Source organism: Gemmobacter serpentinus (assembly GCF_008973825.1).
Lineage (GTDB): Bacteria > Pseudomonadota > Alphaproteobacteria > Rhodobacterales > Rhodobacteraceae > Gemmobacter > Gemmobacter serpentinus.
In genome coordinates this window covers 1-26,332 of record NZ_WCHR01000005.1, presented here as the reverse complement: position 1 = coordinate 26,332, position 26,332 = coordinate 1, and the positions used below count along the sequence as shown (strand labels likewise).

Here is a 26,332-nt window from a genome sequence, read left to right as displayed (position 1 = left end):
ATCGGGCCAATTGATATGGGTGGGTGATCTTGCCCGGCCGCCCGGCTTCTGCCACGCTTCGACGCAAACAGGGGGGCTTTATGCGCAGCTTTGACGAAATCCTGGCGATCAGCGCCGCGCGCAAGGGCGGAGCAGAGAAGGTATTGGCAGGGGCCATGATGCCGAAATCCGCATCCGAACTGGCGCAGATCCCGGCGGATCGCTGGCTTGCCCAGATGGCGCGCGGCATCTTTCAGGCCGGGATCAGCTGGCAGGTGGTCGAGGCGAAATGGCCAGGCATCGCGGCAGCCTTTCAGGATTTCGCCATTGGCCCCAATTCCATGATGGATGATGCGTCTTTCGACGCGCTGCTTGCCGACCCACGGGTGATCCGCAGCGGGGCAAAGATTGCGGCCATCCGCGACAATGCCGCCTTCATCCGCCGGGAAGAGGAGGCGGGCGGCTTTGCCCGCCGCATCGCCGATTGGCCCGGCGATGATTTTGCGGGCCTGCTGGACTGGCTGTCGAAGAACGGCAGCCGTCTGGGTGGCAATACCGGGGCCTATATGCTGCGCCAGATGGGGCGCGATGGCTATCTTCTGTCGAAGGACGTGGTGGCGCGGCTGGTGGCGGAAGGGGTGATCGCGGGCGCGCCGTCGTCGCGCAAGGCGATGGCGGCGGTGCAGGCGGCCTTCAACCAGTGGCAGGCGCAAAGCGGGCAAAGCCTGAATGCGATCAGCCGGGTTCTTGCCCAAAGCATTGATGGCTGAGGGCTGACAGCGCCCCGCTGTGCCGCTACACCGGGGCGCAGCCATGAGGAGTTCTATCATGCCGGATTTCCTGACCACCGAAGCCGGGCGTCGCATCGCCTATCACCGCACAGCCGGAACAGGCCCGGGCGTGGTGTTCCTGGGTGGCTTCAAATCCGACATGACGGGAACCAAGGCCATGCATCTGCAAGCCTGGGCCGAGGCAGAGGGCCGAGCCTTTCTGCGCTTTGACTATTCCGGTCACGGGGCCTCGTCCGGCGCGTTTCTGGATGGCGCGATCGGCGATTGGGCACAGGATGCGATGGCCGCAATTCGCGACCTGACCTCGGGGCCGCAGATCCTTGTCGGATCGTCCATGGGCGGCTGGATGGCGCTGCTGGTGGCCCGCGCCATGCCGGAACGGGTCGCAGGGCTGGTGGGTGTTGCTGCCGCGCCGGATTTTACCGAAGACCTGATGTGGGCGAGCTTTACCGAAACAGAGCGCGCGGCGCTGGCCGCAGGCCGGGTAGAGCAACCCTCGGATTACAGCGATGAGCCCTATGTGATCACCAAGCGGCTCATCGAGGACGGGCGGGAAAATCTGGTGCTGCGTAGCCCGCTGCCGCTGCCCTTCCCGGTGCGGCTGCTGCAGGGCACGGCAGATGTCGATGTGCCGCCCAGCGTGGCGCTGCGGCTGATGGATCATGCAGACAGCCCCGACCTGCGGCTGACGCTGGTGAAGGGGGCGGATCACCGCTTTTCCACCCCGGACTGTCTGGATCTGATCTCTGGTGCCGTAGTTGAGATCAGCACCCGGATTTCCAATACCGAATAATTCGGCACTTGCGCATATAGCTGCCATGCGCTGAATGAGGTTCGATTCCGTGCACTTGTCGGGCATGGTTCATCAGATAGCCGCCCATCGAAATTGCAAAATTCGTATATTCTGTGGCCGAAATACCCGCGTAGGCCATATGACCGGGCTATGGGGCTGGTCGGGTTCCCGGGGGCTGTGTAGACTGCTGCAAAACCATCCGCCCATGACAAAAGGGGCGGAGACGAGGCACGAGAGACAACCCGACCATGACGGAACAGGTCATCCTCCTTCCGGGGCTGCTATGCGATTCCCGGGTCTGGGCGCATCAATTGCTGCATTTGACCGAACATCGCCCGGTCACGCTGGTGCAGCCCTGCGGTGCCACGGTGGAGGAAATGTCGAACCATGTCCTTGCCGCCGCCCCCGCGAGATTTGCGCTGGTGGGGCTGGGGATGGGGGGCGGCATCGCGCTGGATATCGTGCGCCGTATGCCCGAACGCGTCAGCCGTCTGGTGCTGATCTCCACCGATCCGCTGCCGGAGCCGCCCGCCGTCGCTGCGATCCGCGAGGCGCGCATGGTGGCCGCGCGGGCCGGGCGGCTGTGGCAGGCGCTGGCCGAGGAATACCCGGTTGCAGATATGGGCGCGCGTGGCCCGGAGGTTCAGGCGCGGCTGCGCGAGATGGCGGAACATCTGGGTGAGGGGGTCTATCTGGCGCAATCGCGTGCGATGCAGCGCCGCCCCGATCAGCAAAAGGCGCTGCGCAAGGCAACCATGCCGACGCTGATCCTTGGCGGGGCGCGCGACACCTTGGTGCCGCCGCGCCGGCACGAATTTACTGCCAAGCTGATGCCCGCCGGCCGGTTGCGCATTCTGGAAGGGGTGGGGCACCTCTTGCCGCTGGAAGCGCCAGAGGTGGTGACGACCGCGCTGGAAACCTTCCTGCGCGGTCCGATGCTGTTGAAGTGATTACTTCGCGGCTGTTGCGGCCTTGACCGCCTTGAGCGGGGTCTTGGCGGCGGGGGGCGCAGCTGCTGTGCCGGAATTGGCGTCGATGAAGTTCAACACCAGCGGCCGGATGTTCAAGCGCCAGCTCTTGCCCGCAAAGATGCCATAATGGCCAGCGCCGGGTTCAAGATGGCTGAGTTTCTTGGCATCCGGCAGGTTGGTCAGCAGCGGCAGCGCCGCAAGGCATTGGCCGGGGGCCGAGATATCGTCATTCTCGCCTTCCACGATCATCACCGCCACATCGGTGACTGCGCCGAGATCCACCTTCTTCCCGGCCACGACAAAGCTGTTCGTCGCGATTTCACGGTTCTTGAAGATGCGTTCCACCGTTGACAGGTAGAACTCGGCCGTCATGTCCATGACGGCCAGATATTCGTCATAGAAGCGGTTATGTGCATCATGGTCGCTGGCCTCGCCGCGCGCGACGCGGAACACCTGATCGGCAAAGGCCTTGCTGTGGCGCTCGCCATTCATCGACATGAAGCCGGCAAGCTGCATCAGGCCGGGATAGACCAGACGGCCCGCGCCCTTGTATTTGAAGCCGACGCGCTGAATGGCCAGCTGTTCCAGTTGCCCCATGGTGACGCGGCGGCCGAAATCGGTCACCTCGGTCGCGGCAGCATCGGGGTCGACCGGCCCACCCATCAGGGTCAGCGAACGCGGTTGCGCAGCCGGATCCTCGGCCGCGAGATAGGCGGTGGCGGCCAGCGTCAGGGGCACCGGCTGACACACGGCGACGACATGGGTGTCAGGGCCGAGATGGCGCATGAAATCGACCAGATAGAGGACATAATCCTCCACGTCGAATTTGCCGGCCGAGACCGGAATGTCGCGGGCATTGTGCCAATCAGTGACATAGACATCGGCATCGGGCAGCAGCGAGGCCACGGTCGGGCGCAACAGCGTCGCATAATGGCCCGACATCGGGGTGACGACAAGGATCTGGCGCGCCATCTTTTCGCGCCGCCGCACCGCGAATTTGATGAGATTGCCGAAGTCGCCTTCAACGACGGGGGTGATATCGACCAGATGGTCCGTGCCATCCGGCCCGACGATGGAGCGGATGCCCCAATCGGGTTTGGTGACCATGCGCGAGAAGCTGCGTTCGGTCACCTCGCCCCAGGCGGCGGTCAGTTGCAGGAGCGGGTTCGTGGTGAGGGCAAAGACCGGATATGATGCCATGGCACGGGCGGTGGCACCCAGCCACTCATTCGTGTTGCGGGCTGTTTCCATCAGGTCATAAGTGGCCATATACTTCATACACGTCTCCTTGCCCGCCGGGCCGTGGCCATGCCTCGGTCCCCGACGGTCACTGGAGGAGGGAGGCGTAAATGCTGCATACGCGAAAAGTGTAGGGGGGATTTGTTAATATGACAACTGAGACGAAGGGCGAAGACGCAAGGCTGGACAGGCTGAACGCCAACCTGGCCCGGGTCGACGATCTGTCGAAACGTCTGGCCGCCGCCCTTTCCGCCCGCAAACAGGCTGATCCGGGGCTTTCGGGGCCCTCACAGGAGCTTTATGTGAAGGCCGCTGCCGCTTATGTGGCGGAAATGATGCATAACCCCTCGAAACTCATCGAGCAGCAGGTGAGCTACTGGGGCAAGACGCTGAAACACTATGTCGAGGCCCAAGAGGCGCTTGGAACCGGCGAATTGCGGGCCCCGCAGGATCCTGGCCCCAAGGATCGCCGATTCGCCAACCCGCTGTGGGACAGTCACCCGTTTTTCAATTTTCTGAAGCAGCAATACCAGTTCAATGCCGAGGCGCTGACTTCGGCTGTTTCCGGGCTGGACAATATGGATGCGCTGGACAAGCGCCGGGCGGAGTATTTCACCCGCCAGATGGTCGACATGATGGCGCCGACCAATTTTCTTGGCACCAACCCGGATGCGCTGGAACGGGCGGTGGCGACCGATGGCGAAAGCCTCGTGCAAGGTCTCGAAAATCTGGTCCGCGATATCGAAAGCAACCATGGGGATCTGCTGGTCACGCTGGCGGATCGCGAGGCGTTTCATGTCGGAGAGAATATCGGCACGACGCCCGGCTCGGTCGTGTTCCGCAATGACATGCTGGAGCTGATCCAGTATGCGCCGACCACCGACAAGGTGCACCAGACCCCGCTGCTGATCTTTCCGCCCTGGATCAACAAGTTCTACATCCTGGATCTGAAGCCCGCGAACAGCCTGATCAAATGGATCGTCGATCAGGGCTTCACGCTGTTTGTGGTCAGCTGGGTGAACCCGGATGCCCGCTACCGCGATGTCGGCATGGATGATTATGTCCGGGACGGCTATTATGCTGCGATCGCCGAGGTCAAGCGCATCACCGGCGAAAAGCAGATCAACGCCGTCGGCTATTGCATCGCGGGCACCACGCTGAGCCTGACACTGGGCCATATGAGCCAGACCGGCGACAAATCGGTGAAATCGGCCACGCTTTTCACCACGTTGACCGATTTCAGCGATCCGGGTGAGGTGGGGGTGTTCCTGACCGATGATTTTGTCGACGGGATCGAACGGCAGGTGCAGCAGGACGGTGTGCTGGACAAGTTCTTCATGAGCCGGACCTTCTCTTTCCTGCGCTCCAATGACCTGATCTATCAGCCGGCCATCAAAAGCTACATGATGGGCGAGGCGCCGCCCGCCTTTGATTTGCTGTTCTGGAATGGCGATGGCACCAATCTGCCCGCCAAGATGGCCATCGAATATCTGCGCGGGCTGTGCCAGCAGGACCGTTTTGCGCAGGGGGGCTTTCCGGTTCTGGGGCGGACGGTCAGCATCGCCGATGTGAAGGTGCCGCTTTGCGCCATCGCCTGCGAGACTGATCATATTGCGGCCTGGAAAAGCAGCTTCAACGGCGTGCGGCAGATGGGATCGAAGGACAAGACCTTCATCGTCTCGGAAAGCGGCCATATTGCGGGGATCGTCAATCCGCCCTCCAAGGGGAAATATGGCCATTACACTAATGCCGGTCCGATGACCTCTGCCGAGGACTGGATGGCGGGGGCAGAGTTCACCAAGGGCAGCTGGTGGCCCCGCTGGGGTGAATGGCTGGCAGGGCGTTCCGGCAAGATGGTCGCGGCGCGGATGCCGGGTGATTCCACCAATCCCGTTCTGGCCCCTGCACCGGGCACCTATGTGTCTGCCATCCCGGAGGTCTGACTTTCCAAGCACTTGTGCGGCGATGCTTGCGATCTCGTTGCTTCATGCTGCACCGCAGAAAATAAACTTGATTTTCTGCAGTGCAGCATCTATATCCTTGAGACAGGAAACGGGCATCGGCGATTGCCACCCGAGCAACGGAGATTGAAGATGACCACCAAGACCCCGGATTTCACCAAAGCCTTCCAGGACGTTCTGGCTGCTTTCCCGGTTGACGCGACCGCCTTCCAGAATGCGTTCAAGACCCAGGCTGCCGTCGGCGAGAAGCTGACCAAGGTCGCTCTGGAAGCTGCCGAGAAATCGACCGAGATCTCGTCGAAATGGGCCAAGGACACCATCGCCAAACTGGGCGAGACCACCAAGGCCAAGACCGACGCCACCGAATATTCCAAAGCCGTGACCGATTTCGCCTCGGCCGCTGCTGAACTGGCCGCCGAAAACCTGGCCGCTTTCGCCGAAGTCGCGAAAAAGGTGCAGATGGAAACCGTCGAACTGATGATGGCTGCCGGCAAGGACGCGTCTGAAGAAGCGCAGGCTGTCGTCAAGAAAGCCACGACTGAAGCAAGCGCTGCCGTGAAGAAAGCGACTGCTGCGAAGTAATCTTCGCGCATCCCTCCCGATCTCCTCCTCCTCCCTCCTGGGACGGGATGCATGGGGCGAGCCTTTGGCTCGCCCCTTTCTTTTGCTTTGCTCTTTTTTCTGCGGCCCCATAGACTTTCTCTGCAAGCGCATAAAGACCGGGGAGGTGCCACAATGGCGAACACCGAAAAACCATTGCTCATCAAACGATACGCCAGCCGCCGCCTCTACAATACCGAAACCAGCGATTATGTGACGCTGGAAGATATCGCAGGCTTCATCCGCGCGGGCCGCGAGGTCCAGATCATCGACCTGAAATCCGGCGATGATCTGACCCGGCAATATCTGCTGCAGATCGTGGCCGAACATGAAAGCAAGGGTGAGAATGTCCTGCCGGTGAATGTGCTCAATGATCTCGTGCGTTCCTATACGACGGGGATGCATTCGGTGGTGCCACAGTTCCTAGCGGCCTCGTTCGACATGCTGCGCGACGGCCAGTCCAAGATGATGGAAAACATGTCGCAGTTTCCCAATCCATTGGCGGCGATGCCGGGCTTTGATGCGATGCGCAAGCAGCAGGAAGCCTTCATGAAAACCATGATGGGGGGAATGCCCGGCTGGGGGTCGACCGGCCCCGCGCCAGATGACGCTGAAAAGCCCAGTCCCGATGGCGACGAGATTGCCGCGATCCGCAAGCAGCTTGCGGAGCTTCAGGCCAAACTCTCGAAGCTCTGATCGATGGTTGAGGCCGCAGGCCGGGTCACGCTGCGCGGGATCGAGATTTTTCTGGCCGTAGCCGAGGCGCGCTCGCTTTCGGCGGCGGCCCGGCACTTGGGGGCCAGCACCTCTTCTGTCAGCCAGCAACTGGCGGGCTTGGAGGCGGTTCTGGACAGCCAACTGTTTGATCGCGGCACCAGGCCGATGCAGATGACGCCTGCGGGCCAGATCCTGCATCGCCATGCCCAGACCATTGTGAATGCCGCGCGCACGGCACAGGCAGAGCTTGCGATGGCAGAGCTGTCGGGCCTGACCACGCTGCGCATTGGCGTCATCGAGGATCTGGATGCCGATGTGACGCCGCATCTTCTGGCCGGGCTTGCGGGTGAGCTGCGCAATTGCAGCTTTCTGCTGGAGACCGGGCCGAGCCACCGCTTGCGCAACCAGTTGGAGGCGCGGGCGCTGGATCTGGTCGTGGCGGCGGATCTGGGCGCAACCCAGCCCGCAGGTGCCGGGCTTGAAATCCATCCCCTCTTGGCCGATCCCTTTATCGCGGTGGCCCCGATCGGGGCTGGGTCGGTCGCGGGCCTGCCCTATATCCGCTATTCGGCGCGTCACTATATGGGGCGGCAGATCGACGCCCATCTGGCGCGGCGCAATGAAAGTCTGCCCAGCCGGTTCGAGCTGGACAGCTATCACGCTATTCTGGCCATGGTCGCGGCGGGGCAGGGCTGGTCGATCCTGACGCCGCTTGCGCTGCATCATGTTGCGCGCTTTCGCAGTGCGGTCGCGGTGCTGCCGATGCCCTTTGGTCCGCTGGAGCGGCAGATCATGCTTTGCGCCCGGGCGGGCGTGCTGCAATCCATGCCTAGCGCGGTGGCGGCCCGCCTTCGCGGGCTGCTTGAGGCGCAGGTGGTGGCCCCGGCCTTGACTGCCTGGCCCTGGCTTGCCGGCCAGTTCCGCCTGCTTTAGCCGGCCCGCCTGGCTTTAGCCGCGCACTTCTTCTGCAGCCGCGATCAGCGCATTGGCGATGAAATCCAGCTCGGATTCGGTCAGCCGGGTGGGCAGGCGCACATCACAGGCCCGCATCAGCATGGCGCGGGTCTTGGGCAATTCGGGTGCATCGCCAAGGAACTGCCAGTTCCAGAAGGCACGGGCATTGTCTTCGCTCAGGCCAAAGATCTGCACCGAGACACCGCGCGCCTTGGCCGCGGATTGAAACGCCTTGGCCTGCGCATCGCTTTCAAAGCCCAGCAGGTTGAACTGGATCGAATCCGGCGCGCGCTGTTCGGGGGCAAGGGCTGCGGGCACCTCGAAATAGGGGCTGGCGTTCAGCTGATCCGCGACATGATCATGGTTGAAACGGCCCTGGGCCACACGGCGTGCAAGCTCTGGCAGTTGCGGGCGGATCACGGCGGCGGACAGGTTCTGCATCCGCATATTGTAAAGCGGCAGGCGGTTTTGCCATAGCATATAGCTGTTTTGCAGCCCGTGATGCTTTTTCCAGTTATGTTCATAGGCACCCGACATGATGACGGCGCGGGCTGCAAGCTCCGGGTCATCGGTGACCAGGATGCCGCCTTCGCCCGCATTGATCATCTTGTAGGACTGAAAGCTGAAACAGCCGATCTTGCCGATGGTGCCGATCTTGCGGCCATGCCATTCGGTGCCCAGACTATGCGCCGCATCCTCCAGAACCGGGATGCCGCGCGCATCGCACAGCGCCATGATCGCATCCATATCGGAGGTATGGCCGCGCATATGGCTGATGAGCACCGCCTGGGCATCCGCCAGCTTGGCCTCGAAATCCGCCATATCGACGCGGTAATTCTCGCCCACCTCAACCAGCACCGGGATACAATCGGCGTGCACCACCGCGGATGGCACGGCGGCAAAGGTAAAGGCGGGGATCAGCACGCGGGCATTGCGCGGCAGATCCAGCGCCTTCAGCGACAGGAACAGCGCGGCCGAGCAGGAGGAGACCGCAAGCGCGTAGCGGCTGCCCAACAGGGTCGCGAACTCTTCCTCCAGCAGCGCCACCGGCGCGCCTTCGGGGGCGGTGTAGCGAAACAGATCGCCCGAGGTCAGCAGCCGCTCGATCTCGGCGCGGGCGGCCTCGGGGATCGGTTCGGCATCATAGACATTGGGGGCTTGCAACGTACCATCCGCGGCCATGTTCGGCTTTCCTGAAACTGTTGTTCAGGAAAGCTGTATGCTCTGCTGCCCCCCATTTCCAGCAACAAGTTTTTGACAAAGCCGCGTTTCGGAGAAAATCCGCCTGTTGCGGCTCCCAGTTACGGCACCGGCTCCGCCGCCCGTCTGGGCCGCGATTTTTCGTCGAAAAATCGTGTCACCAGCCCAGACGGTCGCGCATCGAAAACCAGGTCATCGCCAGAACCAGCAGCGGCCAGCGCATCGCGACCCCGCCGGGGAAACGCGGCTGCGGCAGGGCGGCCATCAGATCAAATCGTTCGGATTGTCCGCGCAGCGCCTCGGCCATCAGCTTGCCCGCCAGCGTGGCCAATGCCACGCCATGGCCGGAATAGCCCGAGGCCGACATGACATTGGGCGCGACGCGCGTGAAGCAGGGCAGGCGATTCATGGTTATGGCCAGCGTGCCGCCCCAAGCATAGTCGATCCGGGTGCCTTTCAGTTGCGGATAGACCTCCAGCATCGGTTTGGAGACCGTTTTGACGATATCGGGGAATTTCCAGCCATAGCTTTCGCCGCCACCGAACAGCATCCGGTTGTCCTCGGACAGTCGCCAGTAATTCACCACGAACTTGGTGTCATGCACCGCAATCGGGCGCGACAGCACCGCAGATGGATCGGCCAGCGGTTCAGTCGCCACGATGAAATTGTTGATCGGCATGACCTTGGCCGCGATTTTCGGCTCCAGCCCACCGAGATAGCCGTTGCAGGCCAGAATGACCTGATCGGCAATGACCCGGCCTTGCTCGGTCACCACGGTGGCCTTGGCACCATGATCGATCCGGGTCACGGGGCTGCGTTCATGGATCAGCGCGCCTGCATCCAGCGCCGCCCTGGCCAGCCCGATCGCAAAATTCAGCGGATGGACATGTCCCGCGCCGTGATCGATCTCGCCGCCCTTATAGGCCGAGGATCCGATCAGCGCGCGGATGCCTGCCTGATCCAGCGGTTCCAGCTGGTCATAGCCATACTCGCGTTGCAGCTTTTCGGCGTAAGTATGGGTGTCGCGCAGCTCGCTGTCATGCCAGCAGGCATGGGCGATGCCGGGATGGAAGGTGACAGGCATCGCATGATCCACGATCAGGCTGCGCACCAGTGCCTTGGCCTCTTGCGCCAGGTCCCAGTAGCGACGGGCATTTTCACGCCCGGCGATCCGCTCCATCTCGATCTGATCCAAGCGCTGGCCGGAACCCACCTGTCCGCCATTGCGCCCCGAGGCCCCAAAGCCCACGCGATGCGCCTCCAGCACCACGACGCGGCGGCCGGCCTGCGCCAGATGCAGCGCGGCAGAAAGCCCGGTATAGCCCGCGCCGATGATACAGATATCGGCGCGCAGCTCGCCCTGCAGGGCGGGCTGCTGCGCCAGATCGCTGCGCGTGGCCGCGTAAAAGCTGGCCGGGTATTCGCCCGGCCGGTCATTGGCAAAGAGCAGGTCCATGCGTGCCTCAGACGTTCAGCAGCAGGTGCTCACGCTCCCACGGGCTGATGACTTGCAGGAACTCTTTGTATTCGTTGCGCTTCACGCTGTCATAGACGGTGCAGAATTCCAGCCCCAGGACCTCGCGCAGCGCGGCGTCCTCTTCCAGAACATCCAGCGCATCGCCCAGATTGGTGGGAATGTCGTCGCTGTCGATATAGGCAGAGCCCGCAAATTCCGGGCGCGGCATCTTCTTTTCCATCAGCCCGAGATAGCCGCAGGCAAGGCTGGCGGCGATGCCGAGATAGGGGTTGCAATCCATCCCCGGCAGGCGGTTTTCGATCCGCCGCGCCTCGGGGCCGGAGATCGGCACGCGCAGGCCGGTGGTGCGGTTGTCGCGCCCCCATTCCAGATTGATCGGGGCCGCGAAATCCGGGACATAGCGGCGATAGCTGTTCACATAAGGTGCCATCAGGGCGATCGCCGCACTCATGTGGTTCTGCATCCCGGCGATGAAATGCAGGAAGGACTCGGTCTCGCCGCCCTCCGCATCGGAGAAGATGTTCTTGCCGGTCGCGATATCCACCACGGAATGGTGGATATGCATGGCGGATCCCGGCTCGCCCGCGATGGGTTTGGCCATGAAGGTCGCGAAACAATCATGCCTCAGCGCCGCCTCGCGGATCAGCCGCTTAAAGAAGAACACATCATCGGCCAGCCGCACCGGATCGCCATGGGCCAAGTTCAACTCGATCTGGCCCGCGCCGCCTTCTTGCAGGATGCCGTCGATCTCCAGGCCCTGCGCCTCGGCAAAGTCATAGATATCGTCGATCACCTTGCCATACTCATCGATGGCCGAAAGGCTATAGGCCTGCTTCTGCGCGGCGCGCCGCCCCGTGCGGCCCATTGGTGGCTCAACCGGCATATTGGGGTCCGTGTTGCGCGCGGTCAGGAAGAATTCCATCTCCGGCGCCACGACCGGGCGCAGGCCCTGGGCCTCGAACAGCGCGATGATGCGACGCAACACGTTGCGCGGGCTGAAGGGCACCGGGCGGCCCTGCTGGTCTTCGGCATCATGGATCACCTGCAGCGTCACATCCGCCGTCCAGGGCGAGGCGGTGGCGGTGCTGAAATCCGGGACAAGGATCATGTCCGGTTCCGTGAAGGCATCAAACGGGTTATCGGCCCATTCGCCGGTGATGGTCTGCAAAAAGATCGAATTTGGCAGGAAATAGCTGGTTTGCTTGCCGAATTTCGCGGCAGGCATCGCCTTGCCGCGCGCCACACCGGCAATATCGCCGATGATGCACTCCACCTCGTCCACGCGGCGGTCGGCAATAAAGTTACGGGCTGCCTCTGGCAGCTTGCTTGTCCAGTCGGACATGGGTCACTCTCTTGGTTTGGCGGCAGGGCCTCAGGCGGCCTGACGCGGGGCCTTGAAGAAATCTGCGATGCGGCGCGCAAGGATCTGGTCGTCAATCGGCTGATCGAGGCGCGCGCCTGCGGCCTCCATCAACGGGTCAGGGACAAGCCCCTTTCCCCTGGTCTTCATCAGCCCGTCGACGAACTCGGTCTTGAATTCGGGATGGGCCTGCACCGTGAAGATGCGGTCGCCGTAAATCAGCGCCGCATTCTCGCAAAAGCCGCTGCTGGCGGCGACCTCGGCCATGTCTGGTCGCGTCACCACCTGATCCTGATGCCAGGCATTCAGGCGCAGGTTTTCGCCGTTGAAGTTGTAATCGGTCGGGCCAACGGACCAGCCGCCTGGGAATTTCTGCACCTTGCCACCAAGCGCCTGCGCGATGATCTGGTGGCCAAAGCAGATCCCCACCATTGGCACCGCCGCCGCATATGCGTTGCGGATGAAATCTTCCAGCGGCGGGATGAAGGCGTGATCCTCATAGGCCCCAAAGCGCGAGCCGGTGATCAGCCAGCCATCGCATTCGGTGATGCTGGCGGGAAATTCCATATCCAGCACACGATAGGTGCGGAAGGTCAGATCCTGCCCGGCCAGCAGGCGCTGGAACATATCTGGATAATCGCCCGAAGTCGGGGCGAGGGCGTCCGGGGCCTGTCCGGTTTGCAGAATGCCGATCAGCATGATGGGTCCGTTTGCGCGATAGGGAAAGTGTAGCAACTGTGCCCCGCGCCCGGCAAGGGGGAAGCACGCGGGTTGCGGGTTCCGTGACGCGCATCGGAACATGCGCATCACGGAGAAGTCATCACACAGTATCGAGATAAAGTTCGACCTGTTCTTCGGGCGACAGTTCGGCGATGTAATGCAGCTCCTGCCGTTTGGTCTGCACCATGTTGCGGATCAGCTCCTTCGGCAAGAAGCGATAAAGCGTATCGCTATGCTCAAAGGCGTCAATCGCGGCCTCCCATGTATCCGGGATCTGCGGCAGGTCCATCGCATAGGCATTGCCCGAAACCGGCGCCGGCGGTTCCAGCCCGTCTTCGATGCCGCAAAGCGCGGCCCCCAGAATGGCGGCCAGCATCAGATAGGGGTTCACGTCGCCACCGGCCACGCGATGCTCGATCCGCCGCGCCGAAGGGCTGCCCGCCGGAATGCGAATGGCCGCCGTGCGGTTCTCATAGCCCCAGCCGATCGAGGTCGGCGCGTGTTTGCCCGGCACCAGGCGGTCATAGCTGTTCTGATGCGGTGCGAAGATCAACGTCGAATCCGCCATCGCATTCAGGCAGCCCGCCACCGCATGGCGCAGCATCGCGGTGCCCTTGGGGCCGCCGCTGTCAAAGACGTTCTCGCCCTTTTCGTCGATCACCGAGAAATGCGTATGCAGGCCAGAGCCGGAATATTCGGGATAGGGTTTCGCCATGAAGCTGGCGGCAAAGCCGTGGCGGCGCGCCAGGCCCTTCACCAGCATCTTGAACAGCCACGCATCATCGGCGGCGCGCAGCGGATCGTCGCAATGCATCAGATTGACCTCGAACTGGCCAAGCCCGGTTTCCGATGTGGTGGTATCGGCGGGAATGTCCATCGCCTCGCAGGCGTCATAAAGGTCGGTGAAGAAGGTATCAAAGGCGTCGAGCGCGCGGATCGACAGCGTTTCCGCCGCCTTGCGGCGCCGGCCCGAACGGGGCGAGGCGGGAACCTGCATGGTCTTGCCGCTGTCGTCGATCAGGAAAAATTCCAGCTCCATCGCGCAGACGGGGGTAAGGCCACGCGCCTTGTAGCGTTGCACCACGGCATTCAGCGCGTGGCGCGGGTCGCCCTCATAGGGGGTGCCGTTCTCGCGGAACATCCAGATCGGCAGCAATGCCGTCGGTGCCTCCAGCCAGGGCATCGGCATGAAGCCGCGCTCGGTCGGTTTCAGAACGCCATCCTGATCGCCCTGTTCAAATACCAGCGGGCTATCATCAATATCCTCGCCCCAGATGTCGAGGTTCAGCACCGAGAAGGGAAAGCGTGTGCCGCTTTTCACCACACTCTCGGCAAAACGCGCGGGAACCCGTTTGCCCCGCGCCTGACCATTCAAATCCACCGCAGCCACACGGATCGTGCGGACTTCCGGGTGTTTGCGAAGCCAATCCTTCATGCTCATCGTGTCATTCAAGACCGAGGGCGTGCCGGTTCACCGCAACGTGGGCCCTTGCGCCCGCCGGGGTGAGAGCCATGCCCTTGGCCCTTTCTCCCTTGTTCGATCCTTGCCATCCGCAGCCCCTGCGGGCCTTGCCGCCCATCGGGGCGGGGGACGCCATGCCCCCGTCAAGTGGCACGGTTCGGGCGACGGCCCGAAGAATTTGATCAAATATAGGCTACTACCGGATCAGCTGCGGACGCAAGCGAATTCTGCTGCGCGTGTTGGATGGCAGATGCCGATTGAGGCGTTTGTTCACCAGGCCGAACAGCCCGATCAGGGCGAAGGTCAACAGGATGAAATAAAAGGCGACGATCGGATAGGGCACGAAGGGGTTGAAGGTCTTGTCGGCAAAGTAATTGGCGTAATAGAGCGCGTCCCCGCGCTGCTGGAACGCCGGAAAGCCGGAAAAGAACACCAGCGTCGTGGCATGGAACAGGAAGATCGCCTCATTGGTATAGGCGGGCCAGGCCAGCCGCAGCATGGTGGGCCACTGGATGCGGCGAAAGCGCGACCAGCCGGACAGGCCATAGGCATCGGCGGCTTCCAGATCGCCCTTGGGCACCGACATCAGTGCACCATAGAAGATCTCGGCCGCATAGGCAGAGGTATTGAGGAACAGCACGAAGGCCGCCCCCGCCCAGGCGGATGTCATCCAGGAGGTGTTCAGGTGGATGCCAAGGATATCGATCCCGCCACGCGGCAGCATGACCAGCGCCGAATAGGCGATGAAGAACTGGATGAACAGCGGCGAGCCGCGGAAGACAAAGATGAACCATTCCGCAGGCTTGCGCAGCCATCGACTGTGCGAGGCCTTGGCCAGCGCAAGCGCCGTGGCCAGGAAAAACCCAAAGGCCAGGGCAATCACGCCGAAATAGACGTTCCAGATCAGCCCCGATCCGATCAGGGTGAATTGCTGGCACAGATCGAAATCGCTGCGCGGCAGCATCTTCTCGCCATAGCCCAACGAGCGGAAGGCATAGGCCTGAACGGTTTCCCAGCAGGTCATTGTGCCGCCCTCCGCATCGCTTCACCGGCGGCGGTCGCCTGACCGTGGTTCAGCCTTGCGGCCAGTTTCTTCAACACAATCTCGGAGACGCGGGTCATGCAGAGATAGGCCACCAGCAGGAACAGGAAATACCACAGCCGCCAGTCGGGATGCGGATAGGCATAGGCCTGGGTCTTGGCGCTGCCCAACTCGCGCGCCCAATAGACGATATCCTTGACGCCCAGCAGGAACAGCAGGGGGGTTGCCTTGATCAAGATCATCCAAAGGTTCGACAGGCCGGGCAGGGCATAGGTCCACATTTGCGGCACGAGGATGCGACGGAAGACCTGACCATGGCTCATGCCATAGCTTTCGGCGGTTTCCAGCTGCGCGCGCGGCACCGCATTCATCGCGCCATACAGCACATTGGCGGCAAAGGCGCCAAAGACGATGGCAAAGGTAAAGACCGCCAGCGCAAAGCCATAAAGCTGGTGCCAGATCTGCGGGCTGGTGCCCAGCGGCACCTTGGCCTGCGGGCAGACGCGGAACTCAAGCCCCTGACGGACCGGCTCTGTCCAGTCGGGGCAGACGATCTGATGCTTCATCCATTCGATGCCCTGATCGAGCGCAATCACGAAGAACAGGAAGAAGACGATATCGGGCACCCCCCGCACCATGGCGGTGTAGATCTTGCCAAACCATCGCAGCGGCAAGAAATGGCTGCGCGCAGCCACCGCCCCGCCAAAACCGAAAGCCAGCGCGGTCGGTGCGGTGACCACCAGCAGGATCAGCACCGTCAGGAACGACCAGTAAAAGTCGATATGCTTGCCCGAGGTCAGATAGCATATAAGCCAGCTGAAGCCCTCAAGGCTTTTGGGGTCGGCGCAGGAGCTGAACATGGGGGGATCGGTCGGGCTGAGGGAAAAAGGGTGCCCCCGCCGGAATGGCGGGGGCAGCAGTCATCAAAAGACTTTGGCGTCGGGGCCGAAATGCTTTTTGATCAGCGGGTTCAGCGTGCCGTCATCCTTCATCGACTGGATCGCGGCATCGAATTTCCCGCGCAGCTCGTCATCGCTCTGACGGAAGGCCATGCCGACGCCGCCGCCCAGCGGCACGTCTTCGCCGACGAACATCAGCGCGCCGTTCGATTCGTTTACATAGGGAACGAGATAGTCCTTGTCGGCAAAGACCGCGACGGCCTCGCCATTGCGGACGGCAGCCACGGTTTCATCGGGGGTCGGAAATTCGAGCAGCGTCGCGCCCGATTCGGCGACATGGGCCGCCTGAATGGTGCCGACCTGGGCCGAAACCACACCGCCGGTGATGTCTGCATCCGCGCTGCCCGCCGCATAGGCGCTGGCGGCCGGCGGCACATAGTTCATCGAGAAATCGACGACCTGCGCGCGCTCGTCGGTGATCGACATGCCGGCGATGATGACGTCATAATTGCCCGATTGCAGGTTCGGGATGATGCTGTCCCAGTCGGTGGTGACCCACTCGCAGGTCAGGCCAGCGCGCTTGCACAGCTCGTCGCCCAGCTCGCGCTCGAAGCCCGCGACATTGCCCGAGTCATCGATGAAGTTGAAGGGCGGGTAGGCGCCCTCGGTGCCCAGACGCACGGTCTGTGCGGCGGCGACACCGCCGGTCAGCGCCAGAAGCGCGGTGGCAAGCAGAAGTTTCTTCATAGTTTACTCCCCATAGGTAAGAACTGGCATTTCCTTGACGGATTCTTAAGCCATTGTCGCAGAAAGGAAACCCCTCAGACGCTCGGTCTGTGGATTGCCGAAAAGCTGATCGGGAGGGCCTTCCTCCTCGATCCGGCCTTGATGCAGGAAAATGGTGTGGTCCGAGACATCGGCCGCCATCCTCATGTCATGGGTCACGATGATCATGGTGCGGCCTTCCTCGGCCAGCGCCTTGATGACCTTCACCACCTCCTGTTCCAGCTCGGGGTCGAGCGCCGAGGTCGGCTCATCGAACAGCAGGGCGCGCGGCTCCATGCACAGCGCGCGCGCGATGGCGGCGCGTTGTTGCTGGCCGCCCGAAAGCTGTGCGGGCCAGGCATCGGCCTTTTCGGCAATGCCCACCTTGGCCAGATATTCGCGCGCCTTCGCCTCGACCTCTTTCGGGTCGCGCTTCAGCACGGTGACCGGCGCCTCCATCACGTTTTGCAGGATGGTCATATGGGCCCAGAGATTGAATTGCTGGAACACCATCGACAGGTTGGTGCGGATGCGCAGCACCTGTGCCTTGTCGGCGGGATGGCGGTTCAGGCCGGTGCCTTTCCATTGCACCGCTTCGCCCTCGAACAGAATCTCGCCCTGCTGGCTGTCTTCCAGCAGGTTGCAGCAGCGCAGCAAGGTGGATTTTCCAGACCCCGAAGATCCGATCAGCGACAGCACATGGCCTTTTGGCGCGCGCAGATCCACGCCTTTCAGGACCTCAAGCTGGCCGTAGCTTTTGTGCAGGTCACGGATTTCAATGACCGGCACGTCGCGTGCCGGCGCGGTGTTCATCTGGTTGGCAGTCACGGTTTCTCGCTTATCGTTGGCCATTCGGCTCCCCTGAAGGCCAAGTAGGGCGGAAATTTGGACACCTTGCAACGTTATTTGTGGTGCAATGAACCGATTTGCCGACGCTTTGGGCAATCTGCCTTTGCGGAATGGTCAATGCCTGTGCGTGTTCCCGTTCCAAAGGCGCAAGGTTCAGGCACGGGTCGGGTGCCGATCCAGCACAAGCTGCCATGCTTTGACGTATTGCCAGATGGCAACGGACTATCAGCTTGTGACGAATTGCGAGTTCATGACGGGCCGCCGGTCTGCGCTGCGCGGTGGCGGGCTTCGGCCGAATCCCGATCCGTCAGCCCGAGCAGGGAGGCGGTCAGCCGGATCACCTGGTCCTCGCCCTCATCCCGGCCGCCATCGGCCAGTGCGACGGCCCAAAGGCCTTCAAGAAGGGCCGCGCGGTCCTCCATCGCGACGCTGTCTTTCAGGGCGCGGGTGAAGCGGACGGTATCGGGGGCTTCGCGCTCCAGCACCTCGGCGCGGGCGCGCAGGTCGCTGGCCTCAAAGGGGGAAAGCCCGTGCAGCCGGATCAGCACGCGGTCGATGTGACCGGCCTCGACATCCGTATAGCTGCCATCGGCCCGCGCCACACGCACCAGAAGGGCAGCCAGCGCAAGCTGACCCTCCGGGCGTGGCAGGGGGGCAGGGGCTGGGGCAAGCAGACGGCGCAGAAGCTGATCGAGCATCATGTCTCCTTAAAAGCACCAGTGACTCTAAAAGGGGGACCGGGCTGCTGTCCAATCACGAGGGCGAGGGAGGGAGGCGGCGAGGGGGCGTCACACGCCCTCAGGCACACGGATGCGGCCTTCGCTGATCGGCACCGCAGCCCCCCGGATGCGGATCGCGGTCAGCCCTTCGGGGCCAAGATCGACGGTCAGCGCCAGATCCGAGGCGCGGCCCATCTCCACCCCCTGCCGGATGTGGAAACTTTGCACACCCTGCCGCAGATCGCGGGCCGCGCGCAGCTGCGCCGCGAAGATCGCGGTTGCCGATCCGGTGGCAGGGTCTTCGGGGATACCCGCATTGGGCGAGAACATCCTGGCGCGGAAATCGCAATCCTGACCGGGCGTGTAGATCCATGCACTGTCGACCCCGGCATGGTCGATCAGTTCGGACCAATGGGGTTCGATCGGGCGGGCCTTGGCCAGCGCCTCCAGATCGCGCAGCGGCACATAAAGGAAGGCGGGACCACCCTGCCAGAGACCGGGGGCATGGTTGCCAAAACCGATCTGGTCCGGCGCAAGGTCCAGTGCCTTGCCCACCAGATCCAGCGGCGTGCGGCCCGGAGCGGCAAAAGGCAGGACGGGGGCGGTAAATTCGGCCTCGATCCGCCCGGATTTGCGGGTGACGCGGACCGGCACCAGACCGGCCTCTTCCTCCAGCACCAGATCGGCGGTGAAGTCTCCCTCCGGGTGTTGCTGGCTGGCCAGCAGGATGGCGCAGCCGATGGTCGGATGGCCGGCAAAGGGGATTTCGGCGGTCGGGAAGAAGATCCGCACCCGCGCGGTATGGGCGGGATTGGCGGGCGGCATGACGAAGATCGTCTCCGACAGGTTGAACTCCCGCGCGATGGTCTGCATCTGCGCCACCGACAGCGCGCCCGCACCCAGGACCACGGCCAGCGGATTGCCGGTATAGGCCTGCGCGGTGAAGACATCGAGGGTGTGGAAATCCAGCATGGTCATATCCGGTATCCTCAGCGCAGCTTGCGGAACAATTGGTCTATCTCGGCGATGGCGGCCTCGGTCCCGTAGGGCGGGTTCACGATGAACATGCCCGATCCGATCATGCGATGGCCTTCGCGCACCGGCGGAAAGCGGACCTCATGGCGCAGGTGATCGGGATGATTGGCGACCAGCGTCTCAAGCATCTCCTGATGCGCGCCCGAGGTCAGGATCGGATACCACAGCATCAGGATGCCGACATTCCACTTGCGGGCGATGGCGGCAAAATGATGCGGGATCGTCTCGTAATCGGTCTTCACCTCGTAGGCCGGATCGCAGAGCAGAAGGCCGCGCCGCGGCATGGGCGGCGTCAGCGACAGGGCGCGCTGAAAGCCGTCTTCCTTGCGGAAATAGACCGGGAAATCATGCAGGCTCTGGCGCAATGCCTCGTATTCCTGCGGGTGCAGCTCTGACAAGTGCTGGCTGTCGGTGTCGCGCAATGTCAGCGCCGCAATAAGGGGCGATCCGGGATAGGCCGCAGCGCCAAAGCGCGCCCGCACCTCGGCCAAACGCTGGCGGTAAGGGTGATCCTTGCGCAGATGCGGCTCCAGCAGGGCGATGCCGCTTGCGGCCTCGCCGGTCTTCAGGGCCTCGTCGCTGCCCAGATCATAAAGCCCGCGCCCGGCATGGGTTTCAATATAGGAAAGCGGCTTGTCCTTCTGGGTCAGATAGTCAAGCACATGGGCCAGCAGCATGTGCTTTTGCACATCGGCCAGATTTCCTGCGTGGTAGATGTGTTGGTATGACAGCATAGGCAAGGCGTAGCTTGCGGGGCGGCCACGGGCAAGGGGTGGTGATGGTGGCGAAGCCCCATCCTTAGGCTCCAGCCTCATTAACTTTAGAGCCAGAAGAGTACGGTTGCCGCGAGAGCTATGGCCGAGAGGAAGACGATTGGGCACCTGTCGTATCGGGTTGCAACCCGCCGCCAGTCTTTGAGCCTGCCGAACATGATCTCGATACGGTTGCGGCGCTTGTAGCGGCGCTTGTCGTGCCTGATGGTTTTCTTCCTGCCCTTCCGGCCGGGGATGCACGCCTTTATCCCCTTGTCTTTCAAAGCCTCTCTGAACCAGTCGGCATCATAGCCCCGGTCGGCCAGCATCCATTCCGCCTGCGGCAGGCTGCTCAGCATGGCAGCTGCACCGGTGTAGTCGCTGACGGGACCTGCGGTGACGAACATGCGGATCGGGCGGCCCTGCGCATCGGCAACAGCATGAAGCTTTGTGTTCATGCCGCCCTTCGTTCGCCCGATCAGCCTGCCACGCCCCCCTTTTTCACCCACAGACTGGAGGCCGTGCGATGGGCTTTCAGGTAGGTTGCATCAATCATGATCGTCTTCTCGTCAGCAGCCTCGGCGGCCAGGCCGGTCATGATGCGGGTGAACACGCCCATGCGGCTCCAGCGCTTCCACCGATTGTAGAGAGTCTTGGGCGGACCGTATTCGCGGGGAGCATCGCACAAGCGTAAGCCATTGTGATTGATAAAGATTATGCCGCTCAGCACACGACGATCATCGACGCGCGGCTTGCCATGGCTCTTGGGAAAGAACGGCTCAAGCCGCGCCATCTGCGCGTCTGTCAGCCAGAATAAATTGCTCATCAGAAAGGCCTCCTAGCACCTCCTGAATCACCGAACATGGCCATAATCAATGGGGCCTGACCCTAGGCTCTCTAGTTAAATATTGAGGCAAGAAGGCGGCGCGCCCTCCCGAAGCGCGCCATATCCTCACACCAACCGGCTGACATCCCGGGCCGCGCGCACGAAATCGGCGAATAGCGGGTGGGGTTCAAACGGTTTCGACTTCAGCTCCGGGTGGAATTGCACGCCGATATACCAGGGATGCCCCTTCACCTCGACGATCTCGGGCAGGCGGCCATCGGGTGACATGCCCGAGAAGACCAGACCGCAGCTTTCCAGCTTGTCCTTGAACTGGGTATCCACCTCGTAGCGGTGACGGTGGCGTTCCTCGATCCGGGTGGTGCCGTAGACCTCGGCGACTTTTGACCCCGGCACCAGGGCCGCATCATAGGCACCAAGCCGCATGGTGCCGCCCTTGTCATCGCCCAGCTTGCGCGCAACCACATGGTTGCCCTGCACCCATTCCTTCAGCAGATAGACGACCGGGGTAAAGCGCTTGGCCCCTGCCTCGTGGTCGAACTCCTCGGACCCCGCATCGCTGAGGCCAGCCAGATTGCGCGCGGCCTCGATCACCGCCATCTGCATTCCAAGGCAGATGCCCAGATAGGGGATCTGCTTTTCACGGGCATAGCGCGCGGCCTTGATCTTGCCCTCGGTGCCGCGCTCGCCAAAGCCGCCGGGCACCAGAATGGCCTGGAACCGCTCCAGATGCGGGGCGGGGTCTTCCTTCTCGAAGATCTCGCTGTCGATCCATTCGGCCCGCACCTTCACCCGGTTGGCCATGCCGCCATGGGTCAGCGCCTCGGCGATGGATTTATAGGCGTCTTCGAGCTGGGTATATTTGCCGACCACCGCCACGCGCACCTCACCCTCGGGGTTGGTGATGCGGTCCATCACGTCTTCCCAGCGGGTCAGGTTCGGCTTGGGTGCGGGCTCAATACCAAAGGCATTCAGCACGGCCTGATCCAGACCCGCGCGGTGATAGGCCAGCGGGGCCTCATAGATGGTTTTCAGATCATAGGCCGGGATCACCGCATCGGCGCGGACATTGCAGAACAGTGCGATCTTTTCGCGCTCACGTTCCGGGATCGGGTGTTCGCTGCGGCAGACCAGCACATCAGGGGCAAGGCCGATCGATTGCAGTTCCTTGACCGAATGCTGCGTCGGCTTGGTCTTCAATTCGCCCGAGGCCGCCAGATAGGGCAGCAAGGTCAGGTGCATCAGGATGCATTCGCCGCGCGGACGTTCATGGATGAACTGGCGGATCGCCTCAAAGAAGGGCAGGCCCTCGATATCGCCAACGGTGCCGCCGATCTCGCAGAGCATGAAATCCGTCTCCTCCTCGCCAATGCGCAGGAAGTCCTTGATTTCATTGGTTACATGCGGAACGACCTGAATGGTCTTGCCAAGGTAATCGCCGCGGCGCTCTTTCTCCAGCACATTGGAATAGATCCGGCCCGAGGAAATGGAATCGGTCTTGCGCGCCGAAACCCCCGTGAACCGTTCGTAATGGCCAAGATCCAGATCGGTCTCGGCGCCATCATCGGTGACGAAGACCTCACCATGTTCAAACGGCGACATCGTGCCCGGATCAACGTTCAGATAGGGATCGAGCTTGCGCAACCGCACCGAATAGCCGCGCGCCTGCAACAGCGCGCCCAAGGCCGCCGAGGCCAGACCCTTGCCCAAAGAGGACACCACACCGCCGGTGATGAAGATATATCGCGCCATGTGGGGCTCCCGTGAAAATCGTATTCGAGTGGGCGATTCCCTGTGAGGGAATCGCAGCATCACGGGAATCATGGCTTAGCCGCAAATCCGGCAAAGCGCAACAGCAGCCGCTAGATGCAGTCGATCAGCAGATCAGAAATGCTAGGGCTTGCAGGATCAGTTGGCGGGCGCGGTCGGCGTCGCCGGGGCTGCCGGCGTTACCGGGGCCGCAGGTGCCGCAGGCGTGGCAGGTGCGGTTGCGTCGGCCGGGGCTGCGTCCGGGCGCGGCGGTGCAAGCGGCGCGTCGCCGGAAACCGGCGGCAGCGTCAGGTCCGGATTGGCCGTGGGCGCAACCGGCGCCGGGATCGAGGTGCCGCCCAGCTGTTCGGTGACCGAACCGCCGACATTGCGTGCTGCCATGATGGTCAGTGTCAGCGAGGTGATGATGAAGCCGATCGCGAAGATCCAGGTCAGCTTGGTCATCGCATTGGCTGCGCCGCGGGCAGAGACCGCACCACCACCACCGCCCATGCCCAGCCCACCACCTTCGGAGCGCTGCAACAGCACGACGCCGATAAGCAGAAGCGCAAGGATCAGGTGGATGGTGAGGACGACGTTTTCCATGGGGAGCCCGATTTCATGCTGACGCGCCTATCTAGGCGGAAGGCGCGGCGCGCGCAACCCCTGTGGTCGTGCCGCTAGTGGCACCTGACATTCCGACCCCGATGCTTCACCGAAGGATCAGGGTGACGCCTTCCTGCTGATGCAAGCTTTGGATGAAACAGAAAAGGGGCCCCTGGTGTCCCCCGGGCCGCGATGCGGCCTATCCCCAAGGATATTTGTCAAATGAGCAACAGAAGGTGCTTTTCATCTGTTCACAAATATCCTCGGGGGGAGGGGCCGCAGGCCCCGCGGGGGGCAGACAGCCCCCCGGTCAGTCGCGTCATATGGGCGTCCAGGATGAACATCCGGTTGACGCGCGCGCGGGGCAGACACGGCCTCGATCTGGCACATCTGGAATGATCGCGGCCGGTTGATGCGCGCGGGGCAGACACCGCAGTCTTATATAATGCGGATGTGGATTGAACCCGGTTGATGCGCGCGGGGCAGACCGCGCCGCCTCTGCCCGGTCACTTCTGCAGGTCATAGATTGCCTGGGTCTCCAGCAGGGCATCATCCAGGCGCCGCCCTACAGCAAAGGGCGCAAGATGGGCGGGCAGGCTGATGCCCGGCATCAGCGCGGGCGAGGGGGCAGGGGTGCCGATCACCGTCTGCACCGGGATCACCCCGGCCCATACCGGATGGGAGCCATCTTCGTCATCATCGCCGACATTTACCGCACGGACCTTGGCCGATGCGGCCTCGATCTCCATTCGCACCACACTGGTCGCCTTGATCTCCTGGCTGGTCATCGCGCGCAGCTCGGCATTGCGGCCCGGCAGCAGCCGGTCGGTGATCGCCATCAGCGCCTGCGCCTTCTCCTCCGGTTCACGCACAAGCTCAGCCGTGCCGAAGATCATGGCAGAGCGGAAGTTGCAGGAATGGTTGAAGGCCGACCGCGCCAACACCAGCCCATCCAGGTGGGTGACTGTCAGGCAGACCCGCAGCCCTTCGGCCTGCGCGCGCAGCGCCCGGCTGGCCGAGGACCCGTGCCAATACAGTGTCTCGCCCTCGCGCCAGTGGATGGTCGGCGTGCAAAAGGGTTGCTCGTCAATGACATAGGCGACATGGCATAGCATGGCGGCATCCAGAATGCCGTGGATCTGCGCCCGGTCATAGACGGCGCGCTTGGGGTTGCGTTTCACACGGTTCAGCGGCGTGGTCGGGTAGTCGGTCATCATGGTCTTTCTGGCTGATATTCTGGCTTGCAGGGCTTGCATCTTGCATAGCAGGATGGATTGGCTGGAAAGAGATCCAATATGGCGCAAAGAATGCAGACCAATTTGCCGGCCAATCTCCCTGACTGGTCCGCCCTGATCCCGGTGCTGCCGTCTGACGGGCCAAGGGCCCGCGCGGTCTATGCTGCGCTGCGCGGTTTGATCGAGGCAGGTCGCCTGCCACCCGGCGCGAAACTGCCGCCCAGCCGGGATCTGGCGGCGCGCCTTGCCATCGCGCGCGGCGCGGTGGTCGCGGGCTACGAGATGCTGCTGGCGGACGGCTTTGCCGAGGCGCGGGTGGGGGCGGGCACCTATGTCGCGGGGGCCGTGCCGCGCCTTGGCCTTGCGCCATCACCACCGCCCGCCGGGGATTTTCAACCGAAGGATCTGCCCGGCGATCTGGGGCTGGCGCAACCCGATCCGCAAAGCCTTGAGGCTTTTCGGGTGCTGGTGAATAGCCATCTCGCCAAACCGCATCCCGGGCTCTTCCATTATGCCGATCCGCGCGGCGATGCGGGCTTGCGGGGCGAGGTTGCGGCCTATCTGCGGGTCGCGCGCGGGCTGCGACTGCACCCGGACCAGATTGTGATGACCGCGGGCACCCAGGGCGCACTGGACCTGATCGCCCGCGCGGTGCTTGCCCCCGGTGATGAGGTCTGGATGGAAGAGCCGGGCTATCCCTCCGGCAAGGCGGCCTTTGCCGCGCAGACCCTGGTTCCTGTGCCGGTCGATGGCGAAGGCCTGGATGTCGCGGCGGGCCGTCTGCGCGCGCCGCGCGCGCGCGCCGCCTATGTCACGCCCTCGCATCAGTTTCCGCTGGGTGTCACCATGTCCATGCGGCGCAGGCTTGCGCTGCTGGACTGGGCGCTGGAGGCCGGGGCCTGGATCATCGAGGATGATTATGACAGCGAGTTCCGCTATGCAGGCGCGCCGCTTGCCGCCCTGCAGGGCATGGATGGGGCGGGGCGGGTGATCTATGTCGGCACCTTTTCCAAGGCGCTGATGCCGGGGCTGCGCATGGGCTATCTGGTGCTGCCGGAACCGCTGATCGCCCCGGTTCTTGCGCTGCGGATGCGGAGCGATCGCGCGCCCTCGGGCCTGATCGAACCGGCGATGGCCGAGTTTCTGTCGGGCGGCGCCTTCGCCGCGCATCTGCGGCGCGCGCGCAAACGTTGCCGCACCGCACGCGATGCGCTGGTCGCGGTGCTGCAAGAGGCGGGGGCCGCCCTCACGGCACCCGATCAGGGTCTGCACCTGACGCTGCCCTTGCCGCAAGATTGCGATGATCGCGCATTGACAGCGCGGCTGCGGGCAGGCGGCCTTGGCGTTCGGGCATTGAGCACGATGTTTCTGGATCAGCCGCGCCCCGGCCTGGTCATCGGCTTTTCCGGCCATCCGCCGGATCAGTTGCAAGCCGCAGCCCGGGGCGGCGTCGTGCCGCTTGCTGCTGCGCTCGGTTCAATCCGGGCAGTTGACATGGCCTCTTGCCCGCCAAATCTCCTTGAGCCTTGAGCCTTGAGCCTTGAGCCTTGAGCCTTGAGCCTTGAGCCTTGAGCCTTGAGCCTTGAGCCTTGAGCCTTGAGCCTTGAGCCTTG

25 protein-coding genes are annotated in these 26,332 nt (G+C 62.9%); 8 read left to right on the top strand and 17 right to left on the bottom strand.

The annotated features are described in order from the left end of the window. Window positions 1-80: 80 nt before the first annotated feature. The 3 genes from GBJ34_RS02445 (at window position 81) to GBJ34_RS02435 (ending at window position 2,513) form a co-directional block, all read left to right on the top strand. Entirely contained in the window at window positions 81-749 is a 669-nt protein-coding gene (locus GBJ34_RS02445) for a DNA-3-methyladenine glycosylase I (RefSeq protein WP_151717673.1), read from the top strand. A 58-nt stretch (window positions 750-807) separates the two neighbouring features. Further along, window positions 808-1,563 carry an alpha/beta fold hydrolase gene (locus GBJ34_RS02440; RefSeq protein WP_151717672.1) on the top strand — a complete coding sequence of 252 codons (756 nt, stop codon included), beginning with the start codon at window positions 808-810 and terminating at the stop codon, window positions 1,561-1,563. A 248-nt stretch (window positions 1,564-1,811) separates the two neighbouring features. Further along, window positions 1,812-2,513 (top strand): alpha/beta fold hydrolase, encoded by a 702-nt coding sequence (locus GBJ34_RS02435; protein WP_151717671.1) that lies wholly within the window; start codon window positions 1,812-1,814, stop codon window positions 2,511-2,513. On the opposite strand, the gene phaZ is transcribed toward GBJ34_RS02435, so the two are convergent. Further along, window positions 2,514-3,812, bottom strand: coding sequence for a polyhydroxyalkanoate depolymerase (gene phaZ, locus GBJ34_RS02430; protein WP_151717670.1), 1,299 nt, complete (start codon window positions 3,810-3,812; stop codon window positions 2,514-2,516). A 110-nt stretch (window positions 3,813-3,922) separates the two neighbouring features. On the opposite strand from phaZ, the gene phaC reads away from it, so the two are divergent. The 4 genes from phaC to GBJ34_RS02410 all read left to right on the top strand — a co-directional run bounded on the left by phaC (window position 3,923) and on the right by GBJ34_RS02410 (window position 7,984). After that, entirely contained in the window at window positions 3,923-5,716 is a 1,794-nt protein-coding gene (gene phaC, locus GBJ34_RS02425; RefSeq protein ID WP_151717669.1) for a class I poly(R)-hydroxyalkanoic acid synthase, read from the top strand. 150 nt (window positions 5,717-5,866) lie between these two features. Continuing rightward, window positions 5,867-6,316 (top strand): Phasin, encoded by a 450-nt coding sequence (locus tag GBJ34_RS02420; RefSeq protein ID WP_151717668.1) that lies wholly within the window; start codon window positions 5,867-5,869, stop codon window positions 6,314-6,316. Between the two features lie 153 nt (window positions 6,317-6,469). Continuing rightward, window positions 6,470-7,030 carry a polyhydroxyalkanoate synthesis repressor PhaR gene (gene phaR, locus GBJ34_RS02415; RefSeq protein ID WP_151717667.1) on the top strand — a complete coding sequence of 187 codons (561 nt, stop codon included), beginning with the start codon at window positions 6,470-6,472 and terminating at the stop codon, window positions 7,028-7,030. Between the two features lie 3 nt (window positions 7,031-7,033). After that, window positions 7,034-7,984, top strand: a complete 951-nt coding sequence (locus tag GBJ34_RS02410) for a LysR family transcriptional regulator (protein ID WP_151717666.1) — start codon at window positions 7,034-7,036, stop codon at window positions 7,982-7,984. A 15-nt stretch (window positions 7,985-7,999) separates the two neighbouring features. Here the strand turns inward: GBJ34_RS02410 and GBJ34_RS02405 are convergent, their stop codons facing one another. The 16 genes from GBJ34_RS02405 to GBJ34_RS02330 form a co-directional block, all read right to left on the bottom strand. Continuing rightward, window positions 8,000-9,187: a DegT/DnrJ/EryC1/StrS family aminotransferase gene (locus tag GBJ34_RS02405; RefSeq protein WP_151717665.1), complete on the bottom strand. Its 1,188-nt coding sequence runs from the start codon at window positions 9,185-9,187 to the stop codon at window positions 8,000-8,002. A 175-nt stretch (window positions 9,188-9,362) separates the two neighbouring features. Further along, window positions 9,363-10,661, bottom strand: a complete 1,299-nt coding sequence (locus GBJ34_RS02400) for an NAD(P)/FAD-dependent oxidoreductase (protein WP_151717664.1) — start codon at window positions 10,659-10,661, stop codon at window positions 9,363-9,365. 7 nt (window positions 10,662-10,668) lie between these two features. Then, on the bottom strand, window positions 10,669-12,024 hold the full coding sequence (locus GBJ34_RS02395) for a glutamine synthetase family protein (protein WP_151717663.1): 1,356 nt from the start codon (window positions 12,022-12,024) through the stop codon (window positions 10,669-10,671). 30 nt (window positions 12,025-12,054) lie between these two features. Next, on the bottom strand, window positions 12,055-12,741 hold the full coding sequence (locus GBJ34_RS02390; protein WP_151717662.1) for a type 1 glutamine amidotransferase: 687 nt from the start codon (window positions 12,739-12,741) through the stop codon (window positions 12,055-12,057). Between the two features lie 121 nt (window positions 12,742-12,862). Beyond that, entirely contained in the window at window positions 12,863-14,197 is a 1,335-nt protein-coding gene (locus GBJ34_RS02385) for a glutamine synthetase family protein (protein WP_151717661.1), read from the bottom strand. A 223-nt stretch (window positions 14,198-14,420) separates the two neighbouring features. After that, window positions 14,421-15,248 (bottom strand): ABC transporter permease, encoded by an 828-nt coding sequence (locus GBJ34_RS02380; RefSeq protein WP_151717660.1) that lies wholly within the window; start codon window positions 15,246-15,248, stop codon window positions 14,421-14,423. Further along, window positions 15,245-16,126 (bottom strand): ABC transporter permease, encoded by an 882-nt coding sequence (locus tag GBJ34_RS02375; RefSeq protein WP_151717659.1) that lies wholly within the window; start codon window positions 16,124-16,126, stop codon window positions 15,245-15,247. Before GBJ34_RS02375 ends, GBJ34_RS02380 begins: the two co-directional genes overlap by 4 nt. 63 nt (window positions 16,127-16,189) lie before the next feature. Further along, on the bottom strand, window positions 16,190-16,912 hold the full coding sequence (locus GBJ34_RS02370) for a transporter substrate-binding domain-containing protein (protein ID WP_151717658.1): 723 nt from the start codon (window positions 16,910-16,912) through the stop codon (window positions 16,190-16,192). Window positions 16,913-16,957: 45 nt separating this feature from the next. Further along, on the bottom strand, window positions 16,958-17,743 hold the full coding sequence (locus GBJ34_RS02365) for an ABC transporter ATP-binding protein (RefSeq protein ID WP_151717960.1): 786 nt from the start codon (window positions 17,741-17,743) through the stop codon (window positions 16,958-16,960). 284 nt (window positions 17,744-18,027) lie between these two features. Beyond that, window positions 18,028-18,477 (bottom strand): tellurite resistance TerB family protein, encoded by a 450-nt coding sequence (locus GBJ34_RS02360; RefSeq protein ID WP_151717657.1) that lies wholly within the window; start codon window positions 18,475-18,477, stop codon window positions 18,028-18,030. A gap of 90 nt (window positions 18,478-18,567) precedes the next feature. Continuing rightward, complete coding sequence (locus GBJ34_RS02355; protein ID WP_226341018.1) at window positions 18,568-19,476, bottom strand: PhzF family phenazine biosynthesis protein; 909 nt, start codon at window positions 19,474-19,476, stop codon at window positions 18,568-18,570. 11 nt (window positions 19,477-19,487) lie between these two features. Continuing rightward, window positions 19,488-20,267, bottom strand: coding sequence for a 23S rRNA (adenine(2030)-N(6))-methyltransferase RlmJ (rlmJ, locus tag GBJ34_RS02350; RefSeq protein WP_151717656.1), 780 nt, complete (start codon window positions 20,265-20,267; stop codon window positions 19,488-19,490). Window positions 20,268-20,353: 86 nt separating this feature from the next. Beyond that, window positions 20,354-21,111, bottom strand: a protein-coding gene (locus GBJ34_RS02345) for an IS5 family transposase (protein WP_151717655.1) whose coding sequence is annotated in 2 segments (ribosomal slippage) — window positions 20,354-20,793 and window positions 20,793-21,111 — 759 coding nt in all. Because the reading frame shifts where the segments join, the coding sequence is not laid out codon by codon here. A gap of 126 nt (window positions 21,112-21,237) precedes the next feature. Beyond that, window positions 21,238-22,881: a CTP synthase gene (locus GBJ34_RS02340; protein ID WP_151717654.1), complete on the bottom strand. Its 1,644-nt coding sequence runs from the start codon at window positions 22,879-22,881 to the stop codon at window positions 21,238-21,240. Window positions 22,882-23,037: 156 nt separating this feature from the next. Then, window positions 23,038-23,484, bottom strand: coding sequence for a preprotein translocase subunit SecG (secG, locus tag GBJ34_RS02335; RefSeq protein WP_151717653.1), 447 nt, complete (start codon window positions 23,482-23,484; stop codon window positions 23,038-23,040). 506 nt (window positions 23,485-23,990) lie between these two features. Then, window positions 23,991-24,698 carry a pyridoxamine 5'-phosphate oxidase family protein gene (locus GBJ34_RS02330; RefSeq protein WP_151717652.1) on the bottom strand — a complete coding sequence of 236 codons (708 nt, stop codon included), beginning with the start codon at window positions 24,696-24,698 and terminating at the stop codon, window positions 23,991-23,993. A gap of 93 nt (window positions 24,699-24,791) precedes the next feature. On the opposite strand from GBJ34_RS02330, the gene pdxR reads away from it, so the two are divergent. Then, window positions 24,792-26,249 carry a MocR-like pyridoxine biosynthesis transcription factor PdxR gene (pdxR, locus tag GBJ34_RS02325; protein ID WP_151717651.1) on the top strand — a complete coding sequence of 486 codons (1,458 nt, stop codon included), beginning with the start codon at window positions 24,792-24,794 and terminating at the stop codon, window positions 26,247-26,249. Window positions 26,250-26,332: the final 83 nt, after the last annotated feature.